The 23,213-nt window shown below is 27.0% G+C and carries 22 protein-coding genes and 4 tRNA genes; 13 read left to right on the top strand and 13 right to left on the bottom strand.

Annotation, left to right across the window (positions count from 1 at the left end):
* Nucleotides 1–31: 31 nt before the first annotated feature.
* From GQV94_RS01650 to recA, 5 genes are all read right to left on the bottom strand, one after another.
* Nucleotides 32–868 (bottom strand): DNA ligase, encoded by an 837-nt coding sequence (locus tag GQV94_RS01650; RefSeq protein WP_200169236.1) that lies wholly within the window; start codon nt 866–868, stop codon nt 32–34.
* Complete coding sequence (locus tag GQV94_RS01645; RefSeq protein WP_200169235.1) at nt 869–1,537, bottom strand: AMIN domain-containing protein; 669 nt, start codon at nt 1,535–1,537, stop codon at nt 869–871. It lies immediately after the preceding gene.
* On the bottom strand, nt 1,527–1,730 hold the full coding sequence (locus tag GQV94_RS01640; protein ID WP_200169234.1) for a hypothetical protein: 204 nt from the start codon (nt 1,728–1,730) through the stop codon (nt 1,527–1,529). The genes GQV94_RS01645 and GQV94_RS01640 overlap by 11 nt, the downstream gene beginning before the upstream one ends.
* A gap of 65 nt (nt 1,731–1,795) precedes the next feature.
* Nucleotides 1,796–3,040 (bottom strand): phosphopyruvate hydratase, encoded by a 1,245-nt coding sequence (eno, locus tag GQV94_RS01635; RefSeq protein ID WP_200169233.1) that lies wholly within the window; start codon nt 3,038–3,040, stop codon nt 1,796–1,798.
* Nucleotides 3,040–4,068: a recombinase RecA gene (recA, locus tag GQV94_RS01630; RefSeq protein WP_200169232.1), complete on the bottom strand. Its 1,029-nt coding sequence runs from the start codon at nt 4,066–4,068 to the stop codon at nt 3,040–3,042. Before recA ends, eno begins: the two co-directional genes overlap by 1 nt.
* Before the next feature lie 170 nt (nt 4,069–4,238).
* On the opposite strand from recA, the gene GQV94_RS01625 reads away from it, so the two are divergent.
* Genes GQV94_RS01625 through GQV94_RS01605 form a run of 5 tightly spaced genes read left to right on the top strand, consistent with a single transcriptional unit; the run spans nt 4,239 to nt 11,555 of the window.
* The gene (locus tag GQV94_RS01625; RefSeq protein ID WP_200169231.1) at nt 4,239–5,102 is read left to right on the top strand and encodes a menaquinone biosynthesis family protein; all 864 of its coding nucleotides are present in this window, start codon (nt 4,239–4,241) and stop codon (nt 5,100–5,102) included.
* Between the two features lie 9 nt (nt 5,103–5,111).
* Entirely contained in the window at nt 5,112–5,381 is a 270-nt protein-coding gene (gene fliQ / locus GQV94_RS01620) for a flagellar biosynthesis protein FliQ (RefSeq protein ID WP_131164006.1), read from the top strand.
* The gene (locus tag GQV94_RS01615) at nt 5,378–6,154 is read left to right on the top strand and encodes a UDP-N-acetylmuramate dehydrogenase (protein WP_200169230.1); all 777 of its coding nucleotides are present in this window, start codon (nt 5,378–5,380) and stop codon (nt 6,152–6,154) included. The genes fliQ and GQV94_RS01615 overlap by 4 nt, the downstream gene beginning before the upstream one ends.
* Before the next feature lie 23 nt (nt 6,155–6,177).
* Entirely contained in the window at nt 6,178–9,909 is a 3,732-nt protein-coding gene (locus GQV94_RS01610; RefSeq protein ID WP_200169229.1) for a class I SAM-dependent DNA methyltransferase, read from the top strand.
* Nucleotides 9,909–11,555, top strand: coding sequence for a pentapeptide repeat-containing protein (locus GQV94_RS01605; RefSeq protein WP_234126289.1), 1,647 nt, complete (start codon nt 9,909–9,911; stop codon nt 11,553–11,555). The genes GQV94_RS01610 and GQV94_RS01605 overlap by 1 nt, the downstream gene beginning before the upstream one ends.
* Before the next feature lie 29 nt (nt 11,556–11,584).
* On the opposite strand, the gene GQV94_RS01600 is transcribed toward GQV94_RS01605, so the two are convergent.
* From GQV94_RS01600 to GQV94_RS01565, 8 genes are all read right to left on the bottom strand, one after another.
* Nucleotides 11,585–12,286, bottom strand: a complete 702-nt coding sequence (locus GQV94_RS01600; protein ID WP_200169228.1) for an SIMPL domain-containing protein — start codon at nt 12,284–12,286, stop codon at nt 11,585–11,587.
* 237 nt (nt 12,287–12,523) lie between these two features.
* A tRNA-Ser gene (locus tag GQV94_RS01595) sits at nt 12,524–12,611 on the bottom strand.
* Between the two features lie 25 nt (nt 12,612–12,636).
* Nucleotides 12,637–12,710: transfer RNA gene (locus tag GQV94_RS01590), tRNA-Cys, on the bottom strand.
* Between the two features lie 7 nt (nt 12,711–12,717).
* Nucleotides 12,718–12,806 (bottom strand) — tRNA-Leu (locus GQV94_RS01585).
* 9 nt (nt 12,807–12,815) lie between these two features.
* Nucleotides 12,816–12,890: transfer RNA gene (locus tag GQV94_RS01580), tRNA-Gly, on the bottom strand.
* Nucleotides 12,891–12,973: 83 nt separating this feature from the next.
* The gene (locus GQV94_RS01575; protein ID WP_200169227.1) at nt 12,974–13,759 is read right to left on the bottom strand and encodes a hypothetical protein; all 786 of its coding nucleotides are present in this window, start codon (nt 13,757–13,759) and stop codon (nt 12,974–12,976) included.
* A gap of 64 nt (nt 13,760–13,823) precedes the next feature.
* Nucleotides 13,824–14,417, bottom strand: a complete 594-nt coding sequence (locus GQV94_RS01570) for a bacteriohemerythrin (protein ID WP_200169226.1) — start codon at nt 14,415–14,417, stop codon at nt 13,824–13,826.
* 3 nt (nt 14,418–14,420) lie between these two features.
* A complete protein-coding gene (locus GQV94_RS01565) occupies nt 14,421–15,041 on the bottom strand; it encodes a bacteriohemerythrin (protein WP_200169225.1) in 621 nt (206 codons plus the stop codon).
* 304 nt (nt 15,042–15,345) lie between these two features.
* Here GQV94_RS01565 and mutY point away from each other — a divergent pair, with 304 nt between their 5' ends.
* The 8 genes from mutY to GQV94_RS01525 all read left to right on the top strand — a co-directional run bounded on the left by mutY (nt 15,346) and on the right by GQV94_RS01525 (nt 23,212).
* Nucleotides 15,346–16,371 carry an A/G-specific adenine glycosylase gene (gene mutY / locus GQV94_RS01560; protein ID WP_200169224.1) on the top strand — a complete coding sequence of 342 codons (1,026 nt, stop codon included), beginning with the start codon at nt 15,346–15,348 and terminating at the stop codon, nt 16,369–16,371.
* Between the two features lie 63 nt (nt 16,372–16,434).
* The gene (locus tag GQV94_RS01555) at nt 16,435–17,280 is read left to right on the top strand and encodes a radical SAM/SPASM domain-containing protein (protein WP_200169223.1); all 846 of its coding nucleotides are present in this window, start codon (nt 16,435–16,437) and stop codon (nt 17,278–17,280) included.
* 51 nt (nt 17,281–17,331) lie between these two features.
* Entirely contained in the window at nt 17,332–19,431 is a 2,100-nt protein-coding gene (gene topA, locus GQV94_RS01550; RefSeq protein ID WP_200169222.1) for a type I DNA topoisomerase, read from the top strand.
* A gap of 99 nt (nt 19,432–19,530) precedes the next feature.
* Complete coding sequence (locus tag GQV94_RS01545) at nt 19,531–20,040, top strand: DUF1796 family putative cysteine peptidase (protein ID WP_200169221.1); 510 nt, start codon at nt 19,531–19,533, stop codon at nt 20,038–20,040.
* Between the two features lie 86 nt (nt 20,041–20,126).
* On the top strand, nt 20,127–20,324 hold the full coding sequence (locus GQV94_RS01540; protein WP_200169220.1) for a hypothetical protein: 198 nt from the start codon (nt 20,127–20,129) through the stop codon (nt 20,322–20,324).
* Nucleotides 20,325–20,452: 128 nt separating this feature from the next.
* Nucleotides 20,453–21,289, top strand: coding sequence for a biotin synthase (locus tag GQV94_RS01535; RefSeq protein WP_200169219.1), 837 nt, complete (start codon nt 20,453–20,455; stop codon nt 21,287–21,289).
* Nucleotides 21,270–22,451, top strand: coding sequence for a cation:proton antiporter (locus tag GQV94_RS01530; RefSeq protein ID WP_200169314.1), 1,182 nt, complete (start codon nt 21,270–21,272; stop codon nt 22,449–22,451). The genes GQV94_RS01535 and GQV94_RS01530 overlap by 20 nt, the downstream gene beginning before the upstream one ends.
* Nucleotides 22,451–23,212 (top strand): 3'(2'),5'-bisphosphate nucleotidase CysQ family protein, encoded by a 762-nt coding sequence (locus tag GQV94_RS01525; RefSeq protein ID WP_200169218.1) that lies wholly within the window; start codon nt 22,451–22,453, stop codon nt 23,210–23,212. The genes GQV94_RS01530 and GQV94_RS01525 overlap by 1 nt, the downstream gene beginning before the upstream one ends.
* The last annotated feature ends 1 nt before the right edge of the window (nt 23,213 follow it).

Here is a 23,213-nt window from a genome sequence, read left to right as displayed (position 1 = left end):
AGCATAAAAAATAATACAAGTCAAGAATTCATTATTCTCTAACGCGTAAAAATACAGGAAAACGTGGTAAAGAATTTTTTGTTAATCCGTTAAATTTATAAGTGATAATAGAACCTATTTTTGGAGGATTTTCTCTATCGCTATCTTTTAACCCTGATCCAATTTTAATAACTTTTGTGCTAGATAGCTCACACAATAAAGCTCCGATCTTATTTTCATATTTACCTTTTCCTTTTATATAGCCTACAACTTTACATTCATCATCAAAAAAAGGCTTTAGTTTTAAAGAAAAATTTGATCTTTTATTTTCATAAGGCATAGAGTTTTTTCTTATGATAAGTCCTTCTCCATCGTTTTTTAAAACATTTTTATAATAATCATTTAAATGCTTTTTATCTTTAATAAAAACTTGAGGAATGATTCTTATGTAAGCATTAGGATATTTTTTTAAATACTCTTGCAAAATTTCTAAACGATTTAATAAAGTGCATTCTTTAAGCTTAAATTCTTCACAAGCATTTGGAACATCAAAAACATTATAAGTTACTTGTTTCCAAAGTGTATTATTGGCTTCATTTGTTCGTATAAGAGCTGAAATTTCATCAAAACTTTTTCTTTGTATCCATAATTCCCCATCAAGAGCAAAATTTGGAAAATTTTGAGTAAAAAATAAAGGAGCAAAGATAGGATTATTTTTGCGTGTTTTAAATGTCTTACCATCCCAAATCCCTCTTACACCATCAAGTTTTTCACTCATTACATAAGTTTTTATATCTTCTTTATCAAAAAAATTTTCATCATAAGTATCAAATAATAAAATTGCATTAGAATAAGAAATAAAAAATATTAAAAATACAATTTTTCTCATTTATAATAAATTGATAATATAACCAGTAGAATCTTTTTGAATTTGATAACTATACTTTCCATCCAAATAAATCACTAAGCGATAATACCCTTTATGGGATCCAAAATCTATTCTTTTAAACAAAGAATCTTTAAGTCTGATATTTTTAGTTGGCTGAATATCATCTGATTTAAAGTCTAAAACAATTTTACTAGGATTTCCTATTGAAAAATCAGATAATATTTCATCACTTGTATTAAATTTAATCTTATTTTTATAAGTTGTATAAGCTATAAAATCATATATTTTATCTGTTTGTATGGGAAGTTCTATGCTAACAGAAGTATTTAGATCTGATTTAGAATTATTTTTCTCAGGTATAGTTACAGAAACATCTAAATTTTTAGAAGGATCAGGAGCTTTTACTCTTGTTAATACATAACGATCGTGCCAATCTATGCTTTTATTGATATCAAGATTTAAATCACTCTCACTTCCATCAAGATTAATATAATGAAAAGTAATAGCTTTAAGAATTCTTGCACTTGAATTAAATTTAACTTCTTCTTTTTGAAAAGATTCTGGGATTATAATATTATTACTTAAATTTTGTTCTATATCAAAAGGATTTGTTTTAGCATTTGCAAAAGCACATAAAAATAATAAAACACACAATAATTTAATTTTCATTTGGATACAAACCTTTCAACTCAAAATATTCTTTTTGGGCTTTAGCATTTTGCTCTTTTAATAAAAGAATTTTTTTATTTAAATTTTCTTTTGTTGTCTCTAAAGACAACATAGTATCTAAAGAATATTGACCAAAAAGCATATTACCAAAATAAATTGCTCCAATAATTACAAAAATCGCCCATAAGGCCATTTTAAAAATATGAAAATAAAGGCTCTTTTTCTTAGTGCTTTCGTCATATTCTTTTAATAAATCACTCAGAGTTTCTCTCCTAAATATTCATCATTTTGAAGCTCTATTTCTAATAGACGATTATATTTAGCAGTTCTTTCCCCTCTTGCTAAAGCTCCTGTTTTAATTTGACCTGTATTTAAACCTACGGCAAAATCAGCTATAAAAGTATCTTCACTTTCCCCTGATCTATGAGACATAATACACTTATAACTATTTCTATGTGCTAAACGCACCGTTCTCATAGTCTCTGTAATAGTTCCTATTTGATTAGGCTTAATAAGAACAGCATTTGCTATTTTTTTAAGAATACCTTCTCTTAAAATATTTTCATTAGTTACAAATAAATCATCGCCCACAAGCTGAATTTTATCCCCTAATTTCTGAGTAAGTTTTATCCAACCTTCAAAATCATTTTCAGCTAAGCCATCTTCTATACTACAAATTGGATATTTTGAACAAAGCTCTATATATTTTTCAATCAAATCATCACTTGAAAAAGTTTTTCCTTCTAAATGATAGCTTCCATTTTTATAAAACTCACTACTAGCAACATCAAGGGCTAATTTTATATTTTTTTCATAGCCTGTTTTTTTAATACAAGTCATCAAAAGATTTAAAGCTTCTTCATTGTCTGCTAAATTAGGAGCAAATCCTCCTTCATCTCCTAATGCCGTAGAATGCCCTAAAGATGCTAATTCTTTCTTAAGAGAAGCATAAACTTCGCAAACAGAACGCAAGGCTTCTTTAAAACTTGTAAATCCAAAAGGCATAATCATAAATTCTTGAAAATCGATATTATTATTTGCGTGAGCTCCTCCATTGATAATATTACACATTGGAACAGGCAAAATACTTGCATTTATACCACCTAAATATCTATATAAAGGTATATTTAAAGAGTTAGCTGCTGCACGTGCTAAAGCCATAGAAACACCTAAGGTTGCATTAGCCCCTAAATTAGAATAATTATTTGTGCCATCAAGCTCTTTTAAGGTTTCATCAAGTTGAATTTGATCATAAGCATCAAGCCCTATGATATTTTCAGCTATAAGCTCATTGACATTGGAAATAGCTTTTAATACCCCTTTTCCGTTAAATCTTTCATCATTATCTCTAAGCTCTAAAGCTTCTTTTGAACCAGTACTTGCACCACTTGGAACTATAGCTGAACCCACGCTACCATCATTTAATACTATTTCTGTTTTTATTGTAGGATTTGCCCTACTATCTAAAACTTCAAATGCTCTTACATCTTCTATTATTAACATCAATCTTCCTCCTCATCTTGTGAAGAACTTATCATTCCTTCAATACCTATCGAATTTTGTATTTCTTTAGTAATTTCTTCTGCAATTTGTGGATTTTCTTTTAAGAAAGCTTTTGAATTCTCTCTACCCTGCCCTAGCTTTTTATCTTTATAAGAAAACCACGCTCCACTTTTATCTACTATATCTAATTTAACACCATAATCTATAAGCTCACCTTCACGGCTTAATCCTTCTCCAAACATTACATCAAATTCAGCTTGTCTAAAAGGCGGAGCAACTTTGTTTTTAACTACTTTAACTTTAACACGATTTCCAATTACTTCTTCGCTTTGTTTTAAACTTGCAACTTTTCTTACATCTAAACGCACAGATGCATAAAATTTTAAAGCATTTCCGCCAGTAGTTGTTTCAGGCGTTCCATAACCCATAGCACCTATTTTCATACGAATTTGGTTGATAAAAATAACTGTGGTATTCATCTTATGCACTATACCTGTAAGCTTTCTTAAAGCCTGAGACATTAATCTTGCTTGAAGTCCTACGTGCTGATCGCCCATATCTCCTTCTATTTCAGCCTTTGGAGTAAGAGCTGCTACGCTATCAACTACAATCAAATCAATAGCTCCGCTTCTAGCTATCGTCTCTACGATCTCTAAAGCCTGTTCCCCAAAATCAGGCTGAGAAATATAAAGATCATCTGTATTTACTCCTAAATTTTTAGCATATTTAACATCTAAAGCGTGTTCTGCATCAATAAATGCACAAACCCCACCTGCTTTTTGACATTCTGCAATGATATGCAAAGTAAGCGTTGTTTTACCCGAACTTTCAGGTCCATAAATTTCAATGATTCTTCCTTTTGGAATTCCCCCTATTCCTAAAGCTAAATCAAGCCCAACCGAACCTGTACTAATACTATCAATTTGCTCAACTTCTTTATCACCAAGTCTTAAAATCGTTCCTTTTCCAAAAGCTTTATCAAGACTTTTTAAAGCAGCATCTAAGGATTTTCTTTTATTGTCATCCATTATTTTCCCTTAAAATAATTTAATCTAAATTCTAACAAAATAAAGCTAAATAATGCATTACTTCAAAAAAAATATTTTTAAAATAAAATCATAAAATTAAAGTTTTTATAAATTTTTAAATGAAATTCTATAAAATATTTTATTAAGAAAAATCAAGGATCAACTCATCAATGAAAAAAACGATCACTATAGCTCATTCTCCTGATGCTGATGATATTTTTATGTATATGGCAATTAAATTTGGCTGGATTGGAAATGAATTTGATTATAAAAACAAAGCCTTAGATATACAAAGTTTAAATGAATTAGCTCTTCAAAATTATTATGATGTTAGTGCTATTTCTTTTGCACTTTACCCTTTAATCGCTAAAGAATACGCACTTTTACGCACAGCTATGAGTTTTGGTGAAGGCTATGGACCAAAACTTATTAAAAAAAAAGAAACACAATTAAAAAGAAATTTTAAAGTGGCACTAAGTGGAGCAAATACCACAAATGCTTTAATTTTTCGCATAAAATATCCAGAAGCTAAAATTATTTATAAAAATTTCTTAGAAATTGAAAAAGCGGTATTAGAAGGTGAAGTGGATGCTGGAGTTTTAATCCACGAAAGCATTTTAGACTTTGATACAAAACTTTGTGTAGAAGTAGAACTTTGGGATATTTGGCTAGAGCTCGCAAAAGAAAATCTCCCCTTACCTTTAGGCGGGATGGCTCTGCGTCGCTCTTTACCCATTACAGATGCGATCCAAATAGAAAAAGATCTTATCAATGCCGTTAAAATAGCATATTTAAATTCTAAAATTTTAATTCCTATGCTAATGGAAAGAAAGCTAATACGCGTAGATGAATTAAAACTAAAAACTTATTTATCCTTATATGCCAATCAAAATTCTATTTATTTAAATGAAATTCAAACTAAAGCCCTTGATACACTTTTTAAACTAGGATATGAACATAAGTTTTATGATAAAATAATCCACACAAATGATTATCTTATTCCTAGCGAATACGAAAATGCTAGATATTCTTAAAGGAAAATTATGGATGAGAGCACTCTTGTAGCCCTTGGGGTTGCTACTTTTAAAGTTACACTTTTAATCTCCTTGCCTATGCTTCTTGCAGGGCTTATTGCAGGGCTTATTATAAGTATTTTTCAAGCTACAACACAGATAAATGAAATGACACTTTCTTTTGTTCCAAAAATCATTTTAGTTGTAATTGTAATCATCTTTTTGATGCCTTGGATGACAACAACAATGATAGAATTTACCGAAAATATTTTAAATCAAATTCCAACCTTTATCAAATGATAATAGACTTCAAAAAATACTCATCCGTGCGTATAGGTGATAAATTTGAAGTTCAAGTTTTAAACAAAATAGAAGAATTTGATGGCTTTTTAATAGGTGGAGCAAATAATTTACTAATTAGTCCAAAACCTAAAAAAATGGGGATTTTAGGAGATATTTTTGATTTTATAGAAATACTTGATAAAAATAAAGACTTTATTATCTTACGCATAGGTTGCAAAACAAAAGCAAGTAAAATTTATCGCTTTGCCAAAGAAAACAATCTTTTAGGCTTTGAGTTTTTACAAAAAATCCCAGGCACACTTGGCGGGCTTTTAAAAATGAATGCAGGACTTAAAGAAGAATGTATCAGTCAAAATTTAATCAAAATTGCCACCGCTAAAGGCGAAATTATGCGTGAAAATATAAATTTTGCTTACCGCTTTTGTCCTTTGCAAACACCTTTTTTTTGGGCTGAATTTAAACTTTTCTTTGGTTTTGATAAAACAAAAGACGAGTTTTTAAAAAATGCCAGAAATAACCAACCAAGCGGAGCAAGCTTTGGCTCTATCTTTAAAAATCCAAAAGACAATTTCGCAGGGGCTTTAATCGAAGCTGTAGGACTTAAAGGCTTTAGCAAAAATGACGCTATGCTAAGTGATAAACACGCCAATTTTTTAATCAACAAAAAAAATGCTAGCTTTGATGATGCACTTTTTCTTATAGAACTTGCTAAGAAAAGAGTTTTTGAAAAATTTGGAATTTTATTAGAAGAAGAAGTAATCATACTTTAACTTACTCATTTTAAAGGATTTTTATGAAATTTATCAATTTAAATCAAAAAGATTTTTTTAATCCTTATTATCTTAAAAAACAAATCACACAAAATGAATTTGATAGTTTCAAAAAACTTTTAAACACCTATTTAGCTGATCTTGAAAACTCTAAAAATCAAAATGAAGATTATCTAGTGGCCAACGCTCTTGCACCCTTTTTAAAAGCTTTAAATTTTAATACCACTATAAAACATAAACAAAAAGGCAAAAGTGAGATTGATCTAAGTCTTATCAATAAAGAAGAGTTAGAAGTCGTCATCGAAGCTAAAAAACAAGGCTCTAAAGAATTTATCACGCCAACTTCTTTAAATTCAAAAGCACTTTGCGAAAGCATACTTTACTATCTTAGAGAAAGAGAACATAATTTTAATCTAAAATTTATCATCATTACTAATTTTTATGAATTTTATATTTTTAAAGCAAAAGTTTTTGAAGAATTATTTTTTAATGATACAAATTTCAAAAAACTTCTTAATACTTTTAATGATAGCAACTCTCTTATCAATAACACAGAAGAATTTTACAAAGAATGCTCTAAGCTTATAGAAAATAAAAAGCAAAATTTAGAAGGCTTTTTTATAGATTTAAAGATCTTTAATGACAAAGAAAAGCAAAATTTTAAAAATTTAAAAACTATTTTTAAAATTTTTAATAAAGATTTTTTACACAATGAATTTAATCCCAACGATGCAAATTCCTTAAATAACGCCTTTTACAAAGAGCTTTTATACATCTTAGGGCTTTATGAGAGCAAACAAAACTCAAAACTCATTATCACAAAAAGCCAAGAGAGTAAAGAAGAGCAAGGCACTTTTTATACCGCTATAAATTCTAAACTTCAAAAAGAAGATTTTGAAACCATTTTAAAACTTTTAATCTTATGGCTAAATCGCATTTTGTTTTTAAAACTTATAGAGTCAAATTTGGTGCGTTTTAATGATGATAAAAATTTGAAATTTTTAAATTTTAAAAAAATCCCTGATTTTGACAAACTTAGCGAACTTTTCTTTGAAATTTTGGCTAAAGAAAAAAGCAAAAGAAAGAAAAGTGTATTTGCTTATCTGCCTTATCTAAATTCTTCTTTATTTGAAAAACAAAGCATAGAAAATACGCTTGAAATTTCAAGCCTGAGCAATGATTTAAAGCTTTTTTACTACAAAAACACCATACTAAAAGATGATAAATGTAAGATCAAAAAAGGACAAGTGGGGCTTTTGGAATACTTGTTTGAATTTTTAGATAGTTTTGATTTTGGTAGCGATGATGAACAAAGTGAAATTTTAAGCCAAAAAGAACTCATAAGCTCAAGTGTTTTAGGAAATGTTTTTGAAAAACTAAACGGCTATAAAGAAGGAAGTTTTTACACGCCAAGCTTTATCACTTCTTATATGTGTAAAGAAAGTATCACAAAAATCGTGCTTGATAAATTTAATACCAAATTTGATCTTGATGCTAAAGATATAAACGAACTAAGAAAATCTTTAAGAAAAGAAGATAAAAAGATACAAAAAGAGCTTTTAAACTCCATAAAAATTTGTGATCCTGCAGTAGGAAGTGGGCATTTTTTAGTTTCTGCTTTAAATTGTTTGCTTAGCATTTATGATGAGTTAAATCTTTTTGATGAAGAATTTTACCTAGAAGTGCAAAATGATGAAATTCTAATCACCAATCATAAAGGCGAGTTTATAGAGTATAAACGTCCAAGCACACCTAAAGATAAAGCCCATCTTATCCAACAAGAGCTTTTTCATACTAAAAAAGACATCATAGAAAATAATCTTTTTGGGGTTGATATCAATCCCAACTCTTGCGAGATCACGAAGCTAAGGCTTTGGATAGAGCTTTTAAAACACAGCTTTTACCAAAACTTTGATGATGAAACTTATCACGATCTTAAAACCCTACCAAATATCGATATAAACATAAAGTGCGGGAATTCTTTGGTATCTTACTTTGAAATTGATAAAAGCCTAAGTCATTATCCAAACATCAAAGAACGTATGAGCAAATACAAACGCATAGTAAAAGACTATAAAGAGGGATTTTACACGGATAAAAGTCAAATTAACCAAGAGATAAAAAATCTCAAAATGTCTTTTAAAAATTTCTGCTTTGCGGATAAATTTAAAAAAGAAATGAAAAGCTTTAATGATAAATGTGAAAAATACTCTAAAAAATACGGAAATTTCTTAGCCATAGATGATGAGAATTTAAAATTCTTTGTTAGTGCGAATTTGACTCTTTTTGACTTTGATGAAAAAGAAGCCACAAAAGAATTTAAAAAACTCAAAGAAGATTATAATGCCATTTTTAACCTAGAAAGTAATCATCCTTTTGAATGGCGTTTTGAATTTCCTGAAATTTTAGACGATGATGGAAATTTCGAAGGCTTTGATCTAATCATTGGTAATCCGCCTTATATAAGACAAGAAGAACTTAAAGAACTAAAACCTCATCTAGCTAAAAACTATAAAGTTTATAAAGGAACAAGTGATATTTATACTTATTTTTATGAACTAGGATTTAATGTTTTAAAAGATAGGGGGGGGGTATTGAGTTATATCACTTCTAACAAATACACGCGTGCAGGATACGGAGAAGCTTTGCGTGAATTTTTACTTAAAAATGTTAAGGTTTTAGAATACACTGATCTAAACGGCGTAAAAGTTTTTTATAGTGCTAGTGTGGATACTTCTATACTTTGTTTTGAAAAATCAAAAAGCAAAGATAATAAATTCAAATACCTTGCTCTAAATAATGAAATTTTAAAAGCTTGTGCCTATAATATTAGCTTATCTAAGAACTTCACAGAATTTTCGCAAAATTCTTTAAGTAAAGAAAGCTTCACTTTTAGCGATGAAAATACTAGCGTCTTAAAGGCTAAGATAGAACGCATAGGAACTCCGCTTAAAGAATGGTATGGGCTTAATATATATCGTGGAATTTTAACAGGCTATAATGAAGCCTTTATCATCGCCACTGAAAAAAGAAATGAAATTTTAGCAAATTGTAAAGATGAAGCTGAAAAAGAACGCACCGCTAAACTCATACGCAAAATGCTACGCGGACGCGATATAAAAAGATATAGCTATGAATGGGCTGGGCTTTGGGTGATAAATACTCATAACGGCTATAAAAGCAAAAGTGGAGAAAAAGTAGAAGCGATAAATATAGAGCATTATCCAAGCCTAAAAAAGCATTTTGATGAATTTTATCCGCAATTAGAAAAAAGATCTGACAAAGGAATTACGCCTTATAATCTTAGAAATTGTGCCTATTTGGAAGAATTTGAAAAAGAAAAGATAGTGTATCCGTGTATAATGTCAAAAGAACCTTGTTTTTCTTATGAAACAAATAATTCTATGGCTATGGCCCCAGCCAATATTATAACATTAGAACCAAATATTTTAAAATATTTAATTGCTTTTTTAAATACTGATTTTATATATTTAATGCTTAGAAAATTTTATATGGGCGGTGGTATAAAAGGTGAGTTAAAAACAAATAATTTAGAAAAACTTCCTATACCAAAAATAAATTCCAAAAATCAAAAATTAGCAAATGAGCTTATAAATTTAGTCGATGAAATTTTAAAAGCCAAAGAACAAGACAAAAACGCAAACACTCAAAAACTAGAAAACAAAATCAATTCTTTGGTTTATAAACTCTACAATCTCACCGAAGATGAGATAAAAATCATAGAAGGCAAGTGATGGAAGAATTTGATAAGGAAAAAGCTATAGAAGATATAGCTAAAAAATTAAATGTAGAAAAAAATAAAATACTATATATAGAGTATTCTAATTTATTTCAAATAAATGATTGTGTTATATCTATTATTGATGATAATATTAAAGTTTTCCAAGAATATAATTTGTATTTTTATAGATGTACAATACCAAATTTAATTTTAGAAATTACAATAAAATCTTTAGAATTTAAAATGTGTTGCTTTGAAAGCAGTTTTATGATAAGAAATAATTTTGATGGATATATCTCAATTCAAGATAGTATTTTTGAAAAAGATTTTGGTATTTTTTGGGTAAAAAAAGAAATATATAAAATAAATGTTTGTAAAAATACTTTTAAAGATGTAAGTATTTTTGAAAATAAAATTTTAAATTTTAATTTTGAAGAAAATTCAATACAAAATATTAGTATATATAATAATTTATTTACAAAAGAAGCTTATTTTAATGCTAATAGCTTTAATTATGAATGTATATTTTTTAAAAACTCATTTGAAAATTTATCTTTTTATGGAGCTAATTTTGAAAAATCTTTTATATTTTTTCAAAATATTATAAAAGGAAATTTAAACGCTGTAAATACAAATTTAAATTTTACTTTTGATGATCTACAAAAAAGAATAAAACAAGAATATGAAGATTTTAACAAAACTAAAGAAGAGCAAGATAAAAAACCTTTAGATAAATTTGCAAACGATTTTAGAGATTCTTTTAGAACTTTTAAAAGTGCTTTAATAAAAGATAACAATCTCCTAGATGCTTCAAATTTTCATAAATACGAGCTTTATTGCAAAGAGATAGAATTAAAAGAAAGTTGGAATAAACTTAAAAAAGTAGATATGGATGAAGATATAGATCAAAATAATAAAAATTATTCTAAATTGATAGATTTTTTACTTTTAGGATTTTATAGAAAGCTTTGCGATCATCATACCGATCTTTTAAAGGTTTTTAATAGCTTTGTATTATTGATAGCTTTATATATTTTATATAGTATTGTTATTTTGCATATCAATGATAAAAAGATTATAAATGACACTAAAACCTATTTAAGTGATATTTTTAATTATAATAATATTTTTTGGTATATATTAGGTATTTTATTATTTATATGTGTTTGTTCTATATATTTTTGTAAAAATAAAGAAAGAACGCATATGATAAATGAAAAAGTTAAAGTGAAAAAAATTAAATGGAGCAAGATTATAATAAAAGAAATATATAACCTTTTATTTATTTTGATAATTTGCTATACAAGTGTTTCTATCTTTAGTATGGTTGGAGTTCTTTTGGCAAAATTTTTTGATTTAAAAATATTTAAAGATGTTGCGTATATATCTTTTGCATGTTTAAGTTTTGTTGGATTATTTTTATTTTTTATAAATTCTCGTGTTTTAAGATATATTTTTTTATCTTGCTCATATTTTATTTTCGCTTTTGTTTTGTTTTTAAATCCAAAAGAATTTTATTTTATATATAATATTTTCAAAGAAAATAATGAAAATTTAATGATAATAAATAGCTTAAATGTGGTGTATTTTGTTTTGATTATTTTAATCCTTTTCTCACTCCAAAAAACCGCACGCAAAAATTCCATAGTGCCAAACTAAGCTTTAAAGCTTAGTTTGAAATTTTACAATCAGTCTTTTAAGTAATATTCTATAGTAGAAACCACTCTTATAGTTTTGATATAAGGGGTATTTTTATCTCTATTGCTAATGCTAAATTGCCCTTGAGAAGCTTTTTTAATTTTACCCAGTGTGCTATTTGAATCTTGTGCGAATTTTAAGGCCGCGTTTCTAGCATTGAGCGTGGCTTCTTCTATCATCTTTGGTTTTATATCATTTAGTTTGGTATAAAGATACTCTATCTCATAATCATCGATTTTTATCACTATACCAAGTTTTCCAAGTGTTGAAATTTTTTCTAGTATGCTTTTTCCAAGTTTTACATTTTTAGTATAGATGAGTAAATTTCCCGTGCCTATATATCTAAAGGCTACTTGATTGTCATTTCTATAAGGATCACTTAGTTTATCTGTGATATTTGGGGCATTATAGCTTATCTCATCAGCTCTTACGCCTTGATCTTGCAAAAATTTAAGTATATTTTGCTTATCTTTTTCCAAATCTTCATATAAATTAGCAAGATTGTTATTTGATCTTGTAAATTTTATAGGAAATATAAGCGTATCTGCTTCGATATCTTTTTGACTTAAGCCTTTTACTATCACACTTCTATCAAATGTTTTAAAATCATTTAAAGCTTTATTTAAACCTATTATAAAAATCAAACTAGCCAAAATGATAGCTAAAGATATAAAAAAAGTATTTAGTTTCATTTTTATCCTTTAAAAATTAATGAAAATAAAATTCTTATTTTATCTTTTATAAATTTGAAATAGTATTAATCTATGGATAAAATTTATATTATTAAAACTTTTATTTTTAGATAGTAAGGATTATAAAAAGTAAAATATTTTTAAAAATTTAAAATCTTTAAATTTTAAATTTTTAAAAAACAATCAAAGATAAAATTTAAATCTTAAAACAAAATTTAGAAACTAGAAAACAAAACGTGGCCGGGAGAAAGGGATTCGAACCCCTGGAGGTGTAACCCTCAACGGTTTTCAAGACCGCCGCTTTCGACCACTCAGCCATCTCCCGAAAAAATTGTAAAGAAATCTATCGCTGGAGGCGACATCCGGATTCGAACCGGAGATCAAGGCTTTGCAGGCCCATGCCTTACCGCTTGGCTATGTCGCCTTGAATATGGTGCCCGAGGCCGGACTTGAACCGGCACGGAAGAAAAATTCCGAGGGATTTTAAGTCCCTTGTGTCTACCAATTCCACCACCCGGGCGGGTGATAATGGAGCGGGAAACGAGAATCGAACTCGCGACACCAACCTTGGCAAGGTTGTGCTCTACCCCTGAGCTATTCCCGCGAAAAAAACTTTATATAAAATAAGTAAGTAAAGATGAAATCTTAACAAATTAAACTTAAAATATTGTTAAGATTTATTTTTATTTACTTACAAATATAACTTACAATAGCTTCTAATTTCTGATCCCCTTCTGTTACGATAGGCAAAGAAAGTTCTACTCCATCCATTTTAGCACTTGAATTTAAAACTCTTGGCATCATTGCATTTGGCTGTCTTTGGGTGATATTTAAAGATCTTAAAGTACAAGTTCTATTTAAATCGCTAGAATATTTTTTTTCATATTCTAATGATTTTGTTAAAAGTTTATCATAAAGTTTTTCTTTGCTTTCTTTTAAAAGCTCATCAGAAAATTTAGCATTTAAAGAAGGCATTGAAACGCTTACAAAATCACTTTTTGCTACAATGGCATTTAAATCATTGATAAAAGCATTAAATGCGCTTAATTCTTCTGGTTTTATATCACAATTTAAATAAGCGTTTAATCTTTGTCCTTTTGGAATTTGAATTCCATCTTTATAAGAGAAATTTGGCTCCAAACTATAAGAACCACCGGTGCAAAATTTATCTTGTTTAGCTCTTTGTAAAATTTCATTAAAAGTATTAGAGATTTGATTTTTTTCTTCTTGAGTTAAAGAAATTTTTGTACTTAAAAGCTCATTTGCCCAAAAATTAATATGCGCATTAAATACATCAGGACTTATTTTTGAACTTTCTTCAATATTTCTTGAAAAACTCAGATATCTATTGGAGTTCAAACTACTATTTAAATCTTTTTTCTTGTTTAAAAACTCAACATTAAAAATAACCCCTAAAATAAAAAGTAATAGACATAAAAAACCTACACCCAAACCCTTAAAAAAAGTTAGCATATTTCTTTCCTTTGTTAAAAATTTAAGCTAATTTTAGCAAAGAAATATAAAAATCAATATTCCTTTATCCTTTTTTTAAAAATCCTATAATATGATTACATTTTTTACATCTAAATTTGGCATTTTTATCTTGAATCTTTTTATGAATTCCAAAAGGCACATCGTGAATTTGTCCTAAACATTGACAAGTGTAAAAATAAATTGCTAACTCATCATCTTCATCTTTGATTTCTTCAAAACTAATATCAGCCCCACTATCAGAACTTAAAGATCCTATTCTCCATTGCTCTACTTTCATATCTTCATAAAGTATATGTTCTAAAAGCCATTTTTTTACCATAGCATAAAGCTTTTCTTTTAAATCATTTGTGGTTTTTATATTTTGTATAAGCTCTATCATAGATTGGGTGATTTCTTTATGAATCCTGCAGTGCTCTTCAAAATAAGGATATTTAATAGCCGACATATATTTTTCTTCATCATTAAAATGATATTTCATATAATTAAAAAATTCCATAAGCAAGGTTTTAATTTTATCTTTATATACAGGTTTATCAAGCATATATTCTACTTTTGCTGCAAGTTCAAATAGTTTTTTATGCTGAGCATCAATTTTACTATTATGAACACTATAACTCTTATCCCATTTTGGTAGCAATCTTTATCCTTTATAAGTTTTTTCTTCACTCTTAATAAAAACTAAAAGCTGATGACATTTTTTGCATTTTATAGTTGTATCATCATTAGTCATACTCATATGTTCTTTAAAATTTAATCTATGATTTATTTTGCAAGGACAAGAATAAATAAATTCTAAATTTTCATGTATTATGGGTTGATTTTGGACTGATTTTTCATCATTTAAAGTTTTCGTTTTATTTTCATTGGCCCAAATTGCTATTTTAAGATCATATTTTAAGATATGTTTATAAAGCCAATTTGACATCATATAATACAATCTTTCTTTAAGATCATTTGTGGTTTTTATATTTTGAATCAATCTAGACATTTCATATATGATATTTTTATGCATTTGTCTATGCTCTTGAAGATAAGGATATTGGATCTCTTCCATAAATTTTTCTTCATCATGGAAATGCTCTTTCATGTAGTTGAAGAGTTCTGTTAAAATTTCTTTTAATTCATCACGTTTAACAAATTTATAAACTGCATTTTCAACTTTTGCAGCAAGTTCAAAGAGTCTTTTATGCTGAGCATCAATTTTTTTATTATTAATACTATAGCACTCATCCCAAGCTGGGATTAATCTATAATCTTCCATTTTATCCATTCCTTTACAGAATATTCTGTAAATATTCTGTAAATATTCTGTAAATATTATATCACAAAGATTTCTATTTTCAAAATAAAAATTTATTTTTTAGATATTTTTTAATAATATATTTTAATAATACGTTTTAATAATATTTTATTTTAAAAATGAAAAAACAAGCTTTTAGTATATTTTTATTAAATTTTTGTTAAATTAATTAAAATTTAATTACTTTTTTAATATTTATAAATTTGTCTTAGGGTAAAAATTAAAATATATTGCTATAAATTTTATTTTTTTGTTATACTCTTTTATGCAAAAACAAACCATTAAAAAATTACAAGAAAATCTACTGATTTGGTATGAAAAAAACGGTAGAAAAGAACTACCTTGGAGAAATTTACAAAGTTCTTTATGTGATAAAAGACTTTGTCACATTGAGCGTGCTTATGGGGTTTATATAAGCGAAATTATGCTTCAGCAAACTCAAGTAAAATCAGTATTAGAAAAATTCTATTTTCCTTTTTTAGAAAAATTTCCAAATTTAACAAGCCTTGCAAATGCAAATGAAGAAAAACTTTTAAAGGTATGGCAAGGACTTGGATATTATTCTAGGGCTAGAAATTTAAAAAAAGCAGCTATAGCTTGTATACAAAAATTTAATGGTTCTTTGCCAAAAAATATTAAAGATTTAAAAAGTTTAAGCGGTATAGGATCTTATACAGCTGGAGCTATTGCTTGCTTTGGATATGATGAAAAAGTAAGCTTTGTTGATGGCAATATAAAACGTGTTTTATGCAGACTATTTGCTTTAGAAAATCCTAATATGAAAGAATTAGAACTCAAAGCTGAAAAAATTTTAAATTTAAACAATGCTTTTGATCACAATCAAGCTTTACTTGATATAGGAGCTTTGATTTGTTTACCTAAAAATCCAAAATGCGGAATTTGTCCAATTTATGAGTTTTGTCTAGGAAAATTCAATACGAAGCTTTACCCAAAAACCAAAAAAATACTATATGAAAATTTAAATTTAAATCTTGTTTTATTTGAATTTCAAAAGAAATTTAGCATCCAAAAAAGCTCTAAAAAACTTTATAAAGGTTTATATAATTTTCCCTTTTTTAAGGATGATGAATTTAATTTAAATGAAAATATGAAACCAATAGCTGAGTTTAAACACGGCTATACCAAATTTAAAATTAATGTTAAAGTTTATCATCAAATTTTAGATAAAGAAGATAAAAGCTATGAATTTAAAAGTTTTAAAGAATTAGACAACATACCCATTTCAATTCTTTCCTTAAAAGCCTTGAAAAAAGTTAAAAATCTATTATAACTTAGTGTTTGGTTTTAATTTATTATAATATAAAATTATTTTAAAAATTTAAATTGGACAATAATGAAATTTAAAAAAATTTATATAGAACTTAGCGATATTTGTGGTTTAAAATGTGAATTTTGTCCTTCGATGAAAAACATAAGAGGAATTATGAAATTATCAAATTTTAAAGCTTTAGTTGAAGAAATTTCAAATAAAGCAGAACTTTTTACTTTTCATTTGCTAGGCGATCCTTTACTTTTATCTAATCTTGAAAAATATATTCAAATAGCTTATGAAAAAAATATGAAATTAGAGCTTACAACAAGTGGTTTTTACTTTAATACTAAAAATCAAAATTTACTTTTAAAATATTCTAATATTTACCAAATCAATATTTCAATCACAGCCTTTTTAAGTCAAAATAAATTAAGCCTAAAAGATTATTTTGAACCAATTTTAACTTTTTTTAAAGAACATCTTAAGCAAAATGCTAAAAGTTTTATCAATCTTAGGCTTTGGAATTTAGATGAAAATTTTAATTTTCCTAAAGAAAATTTAGAATTTTATCAATTTTTAAACTCATATTTTAATACTAAAATAGATCCTAAACTAGCGAAAAATCGTCTTGCAAGACATATAATATTGCATCAAAAAAAATCATTTAAATGGCCTAGTTTAGAAGATGAAATTATAAATACTAAAGGAACTTGTTATGGGCTCATTAAGCAAATTGGAATTTTAAGCAATGGAGTAGTTGTGCCTTGCTGTTTAGATGCTAAAGCTTGTATTAACCTTGGAAATATCTTTGAAAAATCTTTTACAAGCATTATTAATTCTCAAAAATCAAAAAAAATTAAACAAGGCTTTAAAGAAGGAAAATATTTAGAAGCTTTATGTCAAAGATGCGCTTTTAATGTAAGTTAAATTTAATTTTTTTTAGCTAAATTAAACATTTTATTTTACAAAAGGCAAAGAATGAAAAAAAACCTAATCATAGTCGAATCTCCCGCTAAAGCAAAAACCATAGGAAATTTCTTAGGAAAAGATTATGAAGTTATAGCCTCTAAAGGTCATATTAGAGATTTACCAAAAACAAGCTTTGGAATCAAAATAGAAAATGATAATTTCATTCCTGAATATAAAATTACAAGTGATCATAGTTCTTTAGTAAAAGAATTAAAAGAAAAAGCTAAAAACGCTAAAGAAATCTTTCTTGCAACGGATGAAGATAGAGAAGGTGAAGCTATAGCTTATCATATAGCAAAAGCTATAGGAAAAGATGAAGAAAAACTTCCTCGTATTGTATTTCACGAAATTACAAAAAGTGCTATTGATCATGCTTTAAAACATCCAAGAAAACTCAATATGAACTCAGTCAATGCACAACAAACCAGACGCTTACTTGATCGCATTGTAGGTTATAAATTAAGTCCTCTTTTAGGACAAAAAATTCAAAAAGGCTTGAGCGCTGGACGTGTTCAAAGTGCAGCTTTAAAGATCATAGTAGATAGAGAAAAAGAAATTCGTGCTTTTATTCCTTTAGAATATTTTAGTATCGATATGATTTTTAAAAAAGACTTAGAAGCAGAACTTATTGAATTTGATAAAGGAAAAATAGAAAAACTTACTATTACCAATAAAGATCGTGCTAAACTTATTTTTGAAGCTTGTAAAAATGATAATTATTTTATAAATGAAATAGAAAGCAAAGAAAGAAAAATATCTCCGCCACCACCTTTTATGACCTCAACTTTACAACAAAGTGCCAGTAATCGTTTAGGATTTAATCCTAAAAAAACCATGATGATAGCTCAAAAACTTTATGAAGGTGTAAATACACACCAAGGCACAATGGGTGTAATCACTTATATGAGAACAGATAGTTTAAATTTAGCTAAAGAAGCGGTGCAAAATGCAAGAGAATTTATTAAAAATAATTTTGGAGAAAAATACTTACCAAACAAAGCCAATATTTATACTACAAAATCTAAAGGAGCACAAGAAGCACACGAAGCAATAAGACCTACAAATTTAGACTTTACTCCAGAAATAGCAACTAAATTTTTAGATAAAGATGAATTAAAACTTTATGCTTTAATTTATAATCGTTTTTTAGCCTCTCAGATGAATCCTGCTATCTCTGGAATTCAAAATGTTTTTATAAAAAATGATAGAGCTGTATTTAAAATAAGTGGTAGGAAAATACTATTTGATGGATATTATAAAGTATATGGAGATATGGATAAAGATAAAATTTTACCTGATCTTAAAATTGGTGAAAATTTAAAAATACAAAATTTAGAAATGAATTCCCATTTTACAGAACCTCCTTCAAGGTATTCTGAAGCAGGACTTGTAAAAAAACTTGAAAGTTTAGGTATAGGACGCCCTTCTACTTATGCTCCTACTATTTCTATACTTACAAGTCGTGATTATGTAAAGATTGATAAAAAACAATTAATTCCTAGCGAAACAGCCTTTGTAGTTACTGAAATGCTTGAAAAAAACTTTAGTGATATAGTAGATAGCAAATTTACTTCAAATCTTGAAAACACACTTGATGAAATTGCTGAAAATAAAGCTAATTGGCAAGAAACTTTAAAAGAATTTTATTATCCTTTTATAAGAAAAATAGAAGAAGGAAAAACAAAAATTGTTAGTCAAAAAACTATAACAAAATTAGGTGAAATATGTCCTGATTGTGGTGGTGAACTTGTTATAAGAAAAGGGCGTTTTGGCGAATTTATAGCGTGCTTAAATTTTCCAAAATGCAAATACTCAAGAAATTTAAAAAATGAAAATAAAAATGAAGAACAAAACCCTACAAAAACCAAAACAAACTCAACAGGTATAATTTGCCCAAGTTGTAAAAAAGGAGAACTTGTAGAACGTTTTTCAAAACGTGGAAAATTTTATGGTTGTAGCACCTATCCAAAATGCAACTTTATAAGTAAATATAAACCAAGTGAAGAAAAATGCAAAGAATGTAATGAAATTTTAGTGATTAAAGAACTTAAAAAAGGCACTTTTTTAGAATGCCCTAAATGCAAAACAAAACAAGAAATTAAAGATTAATCTTGCTATAAAAATGGAAATAATAAATTATCCATTTTTATAGAATTTTATAAATTAAAATATAAAAACAATGCAAAATTAAAGTTTAAAAGGATTAAAATGCAAAAAATTTCAAAAATACGCATTATTAAAACTGATATCATTTTAAGCTTAGGTTCTGCTTGTCGCACTGCACATCATTTAAGAAAAAATCATTTAAGATCGCTTTCTTCTCCGCTTGATTGGATGGTAAGCGGGGATTTAGATATAATTTATGATTTATTTTGCAATGATTTTAAAGATTTTTTCTTAAATTATGAAGTAGTCAAACATTCCCAAAAAAGCAATAAAGTAGATGAGCCAATTCATGTTAAAGATACTAAATATAACATTTTATCTATTCATCACTTCTTTACCAATGAAGATTTAAAAATTCAAAGCAAAAGAGTTAATGAACAAAGTATTTATCGTTGGAATAAAATTAAACAAAAATTATTTTTAGCCAAAAATATTACTTTTATACACTGTGGTCAGTTTGAACTTGAGAAAATGAAAAAATTTTTAATAAAAATCTCTCTTCTTTTAAAAATAAACAGGGGGGGGGGAATAATAAAAAGTATTATTTTATAAATATTGATTCAAATGAAAATTTAAACGAAAATGAAATTTATATAAATGAGTTTAAAATTGATGAAAATTTGTGTATTATAAATTATATGATCAATGATTCTTATAACGGTTTTATAGGAAATGCATCTGCTTGGAAAAAAATTTTAAAAAGTGTAAAAATGCCATTAAAAATTAAAATAAAAAATGCTATTAATGATTTTTTTATCCGCTTAAAAAGAAGTTGTAAAAGAAGAATAGCTTTTTTTACAAAAAAATATAAAAATGATATCAATGAATTTCATTAAAATTTGTTATTTTAATAATTAATATAATGTTAAAAATATCTTAAATCTAAAATATCAAAAAAGATAAATTTATTAAAATTAAGGCTTTTTTGTTAGAATGTGATTTTAATTACCCAATAGGAGAAGCAATGCAAATTATGCTTTGTGCTATATGCAATATAGCAAGTGGAGGGTGTAGTGAAGATTGTAAATACTGCACTCAAAGCTCTTTTGTTAAAACAAATATTTTAAAATATAAAAGAAAAGATATAGAACAAATTGTTTTAGAAGCTAAAATAGCTAAAAAAAATCAAGCTTTAGGTTTTTGCTTAGTAACTGCTGGACTTGGACTTGATGATGAAAAACTAGAATATATTTGCAAAGCTGCACATACAATTAAAAAAGAAGTTCCTAATCTACTTCTTATAGCTTGCAATGGAATGGCAGATATAGAACAACTTAAAGAACTTAAAAAAGCAGGAATTTTCTCCTATAATCATAATCTTGAAACTTCTAAAGAATTTTTTCCAAAAATTTGCACCACTCATACTTGGGAGAGTAGATTTAAAACAAATCTTAATGCCAAAGAAGCAGGATTAATGCTTTGTTGCGGAGGAATTTATGGAATGGGCGAGAGTGAAGAAGATAGAATAAGTTTTAGAAAATCTTTACAAGAATTAAAACCTTTTTCAACTCCTATTAATTTTTTTATTTCTAATGAAAATTTAAATTTAAAAGTTCCTAAGCTAAGTGCAGATGAAGCTTTAAAAATAATACGCGATACAAAAACTGCTTTAAAAGATTCTGTTATTATGGTAGCAGGAGGACGCGAGTTTATCTTAAAAGAAAGACAATATGAAATTTTTGAAGCAGGAGCTTCCTCTATTGTTATAGGGGATTATCTTACTACAAAAGGAGAAGTAGCCTCTAAAGATATTGAAAAACTTAAACAAATGGGATTTAGTTTTGCTTCAGAATGTCATTGAGCATCAAGATTTAATTGATTTAAAAATTCTTACAACAATAGCTTGTTGTTTGTTCCTTTCTCCTTATATTGCTAAATCTTTACGTTTGCCTATTTCTGCAACTGAAATTATTTTAGGCTCTATTGTAGCTTATTTTAATTTTATAGAAGAAAGTGAAAATTTTAAACTTTTGGCTAATATTGGTTTTTTTTATTTAATGTTTATTGCAGGCATGGAGGTAAATTTAAGAGATTTTTTCAATATGGAAAAAAAACTTGTTAAACAAAGTCTTTATTATATATTTTTACTTTATTCTCTAGCTTCTTTAATTGTATGGATTTTTAAGCTTCATTTTGTATTTATTTTAATCATACCTATAATGAGTGTTGGTCTTTTATCTATACTTTTTAAAGATTTTGGCAAAAATTGCTATTGGCTTAATACAGCTATGATCGTAGCCACTTTAGCTGAAGTAATTAGTATAGTTTTAATTACTATTGCAGGAGCTTTTTTAAGAGAAGATACAAGCATTATTAGTGTAGGACAAAGCATTTTATACCTTAATATCTTTTTAGGTCTTTGTTTATTAAGTTTTAAAATTCTTGGTATTTTATTTTGGTGGTATCCAGGATTAAAAACTATTTTAATGCCCGAAGAAGATAAAAACGAAAAAGATATAAGATTTTGTATTGCTATTTTCATTTTAATCATTATAGCAATGATTATTACAAAATTAGAAGTTGCACTTGGAGCTTTTATAGCTGGTTCTTTTATGGCAACTTTCTTTAATCATAAAAAAGATTTAGAACACAAACTTTCAAGTTTTGGCTATGGATTTTTAATTCCTGTATTTTTTATCTATATAGGATCAACTTTTGATATCAAAATACTTTTAGAATATAAAATTATACTCTATTCTTTCTCACTAATGCTTCTAATGATGTGTTTAAGAATACTTTGTTCTATGATTTTTTTAAAAGATATTGGCTTTAAAAACTCAATTTTATTTGGCCTAAGTCACTCTATGCCCTTAACCTTGCTCATTGCTGCAGCAACTTTATCTTTTAATGCTAAAATTATTTCTTCGAATTTATATGTGGCTTTAATTTTAACAGCTTTATTTGAGGTTATTATAGTTTTAAGTTTAATAAAAATTGTATCAAACATAAAAAAGGAGGGTTAATGAATTTAGATCAATATTTAAATTTAGCACTTGAAGCTGCCACTTTAGCATCTAAAGCTATAATGCAAACTAGAGATTCTGTAGAAATTTGGAAAAAAGAAGATAAAAGCCTAGTTTCAACAGCAGATATGGTTTCTAATGATATCATTACACAAAAACTCTCGCAAACCAATTTTAAAATTTTTTCAGAAGAAAAAATTTTAAAATATGAAGAAAGAAAAAATTTAGAATATTTTTGGCTTATTGATCCCTTAGATGGCACAAGTGGATTTTTAAAAAATTCAGATGAATTTTGCGTTATGATCTCTCTTATAAAAGAACAAAGACCTATTTTAGCTCTTATTCAAAGTCCTAGTACTAATACTGTTTTTTATGCTCATTTACACACTCCTGTTTATAAGAATAATACAATTTTAAAAAAAGATGAAGATTTAATAAACCAAAACAAAAATACCGCTCTTTTAAGCGTAAATCATCTCAGTAAAGAAGATGAGGATTTTGCAAAAAAATATAATTTAAAAGCTTTAAACATAGGCTCTGGACTTAAATTTTGTGCTATTTTAGAAGGAAGAGCTGGTGTATATAAAAGAAATGAAAGTTTAAGTATATGGGATATAGCAGCAGGAGATTTTTTAATCAATCAAATGGGTGGCTTTATGGGGGATTTGAATTTAAAATTATTAAATTACAATCAAGAAAGTTATAAAGCTTTGCCTTTTATAGCACTTTCAGATAAAAAATTCTTAAAAGATTTTTTATAAG

The sequence above is a fragment of the Campylobacter sp. TTU_617 genome (assembly GCF_016599045.1).
GTDB lineage: Bacteria > Campylobacterota > Campylobacteria > Campylobacterales > Campylobacteraceae > Campylobacter_D.
This window is presented reverse-complemented; position numbering and strand designations above follow the sequence as displayed.

Excerpts from the sequence above, each read along its gene's own strand:
- GQV94_RS01615 (WP_200169230.1), top strand. The coding sequence starts at position 5,378 with ATGATAATAGACTTCAAAAAATACTCATCCGTGCGTATAGGTGATAAA.
- GQV94_RS01545 (WP_200169221.1), top strand. The coding sequence starts at position 19,531 with ATGCAAAAAATTTCAAAAATACGCATTATTAAAACTGATATCATTTTA.
- topA (WP_200169222.1), top strand. The coding sequence starts at position 17,332 with ATGAAAAAAAACCTAATCATAGTCGAATCTCCCGCTAAAGCAAAAACC.
- GQV94_RS01575 (WP_200169227.1), bottom strand. The coding sequence starts at position 13,759 with ATGCTAACTTTTTTTAAGGGTTTGGGTGTAGGTTTTTTATGTCTATTA.
- GQV94_RS01605 (WP_234126289.1), top strand. The coding sequence starts at position 9,909 with ATGGAAGAATTTGATAAGGAAAAAGCTATAGAAGATATAGCTAAAAAA.
- eno (WP_200169233.1), bottom strand. The coding sequence starts at position 3,040 with ATGTTAATAATAGAAGATGTAAGAGCATTTGAAGTTTTAGATAGTAGG.
- GQV94_RS01650 (WP_200169236.1), bottom strand. The coding sequence starts at position 868 with ATGAGAAAAATTGTATTTTTAATATTTTTTATTTCTTATTCTAATGCA.
- mutY (WP_200169224.1), top strand. The coding sequence starts at position 15,346 with ATGCAAAAACAAACCATTAAAAAATTACAAGAAAATCTACTGATTTGG.
- GQV94_RS01600 (WP_200169228.1), bottom strand. The coding sequence starts at position 12,286 with ATGAAACTAAATACTTTTTTTATATCTTTAGCTATCATTTTGGCTAGT.
- GQV94_RS01640 (WP_200169234.1), bottom strand. The coding sequence starts at position 1,730 with ATGGCCTTATGGGCGATTTTTGTAATTATTGGAGCAATTTATTTTGGT.
- GQV94_RS01625 (WP_200169231.1), top strand. The coding sequence starts at position 4,239 with ATGAAAAAAACGATCACTATAGCTCATTCTCCTGATGCTGATGATATT.
- GQV94_RS01540 (WP_200169220.1), top strand. The coding sequence starts at position 20,127 with ATGATCAATGATTCTTATAACGGTTTTATAGGAAATGCATCTGCTTGG.
- GQV94_RS01535 (WP_200169219.1), top strand. The coding sequence starts at position 20,453 with ATGCAAATTATGCTTTGTGCTATATGCAATATAGCAAGTGGAGGGTGT.
- GQV94_RS01525 (WP_200169218.1), top strand. The coding sequence starts at position 22,451 with ATGAATTTAGATCAATATTTAAATTTAGCACTTGAAGCTGCCACTTTA.
- GQV94_RS01645 (WP_200169235.1), bottom strand. The coding sequence starts at position 1,537 with ATGAAAATTAAATTATTGTGTGTTTTATTATTTTTATGTGCTTTTGCA.
- GQV94_RS01555 (WP_200169223.1), top strand. The coding sequence starts at position 16,435 with ATGAAATTTAAAAAAATTTATATAGAACTTAGCGATATTTGTGGTTTA.
- fliQ (WP_131164006.1), top strand. The coding sequence starts at position 5,112 with ATGGATGAGAGCACTCTTGTAGCCCTTGGGGTTGCTACTTTTAAAGTT.
- GQV94_RS01565 (WP_200169225.1), bottom strand. The coding sequence starts at position 15,041 with ATGGAAGATTATAGATTAATCCCAGCTTGGGATGAGTGCTATAGTATT.
- recA (WP_200169232.1), bottom strand. The coding sequence starts at position 4,068 with ATGGATGACAATAAAAGAAAATCCTTAGATGCTGCTTTAAAAAGTCTT.
- GQV94_RS01610 (WP_200169229.1), top strand. The coding sequence starts at position 6,178 with ATGAAATTTATCAATTTAAATCAAAAAGATTTTTTTAATCCTTATTAT.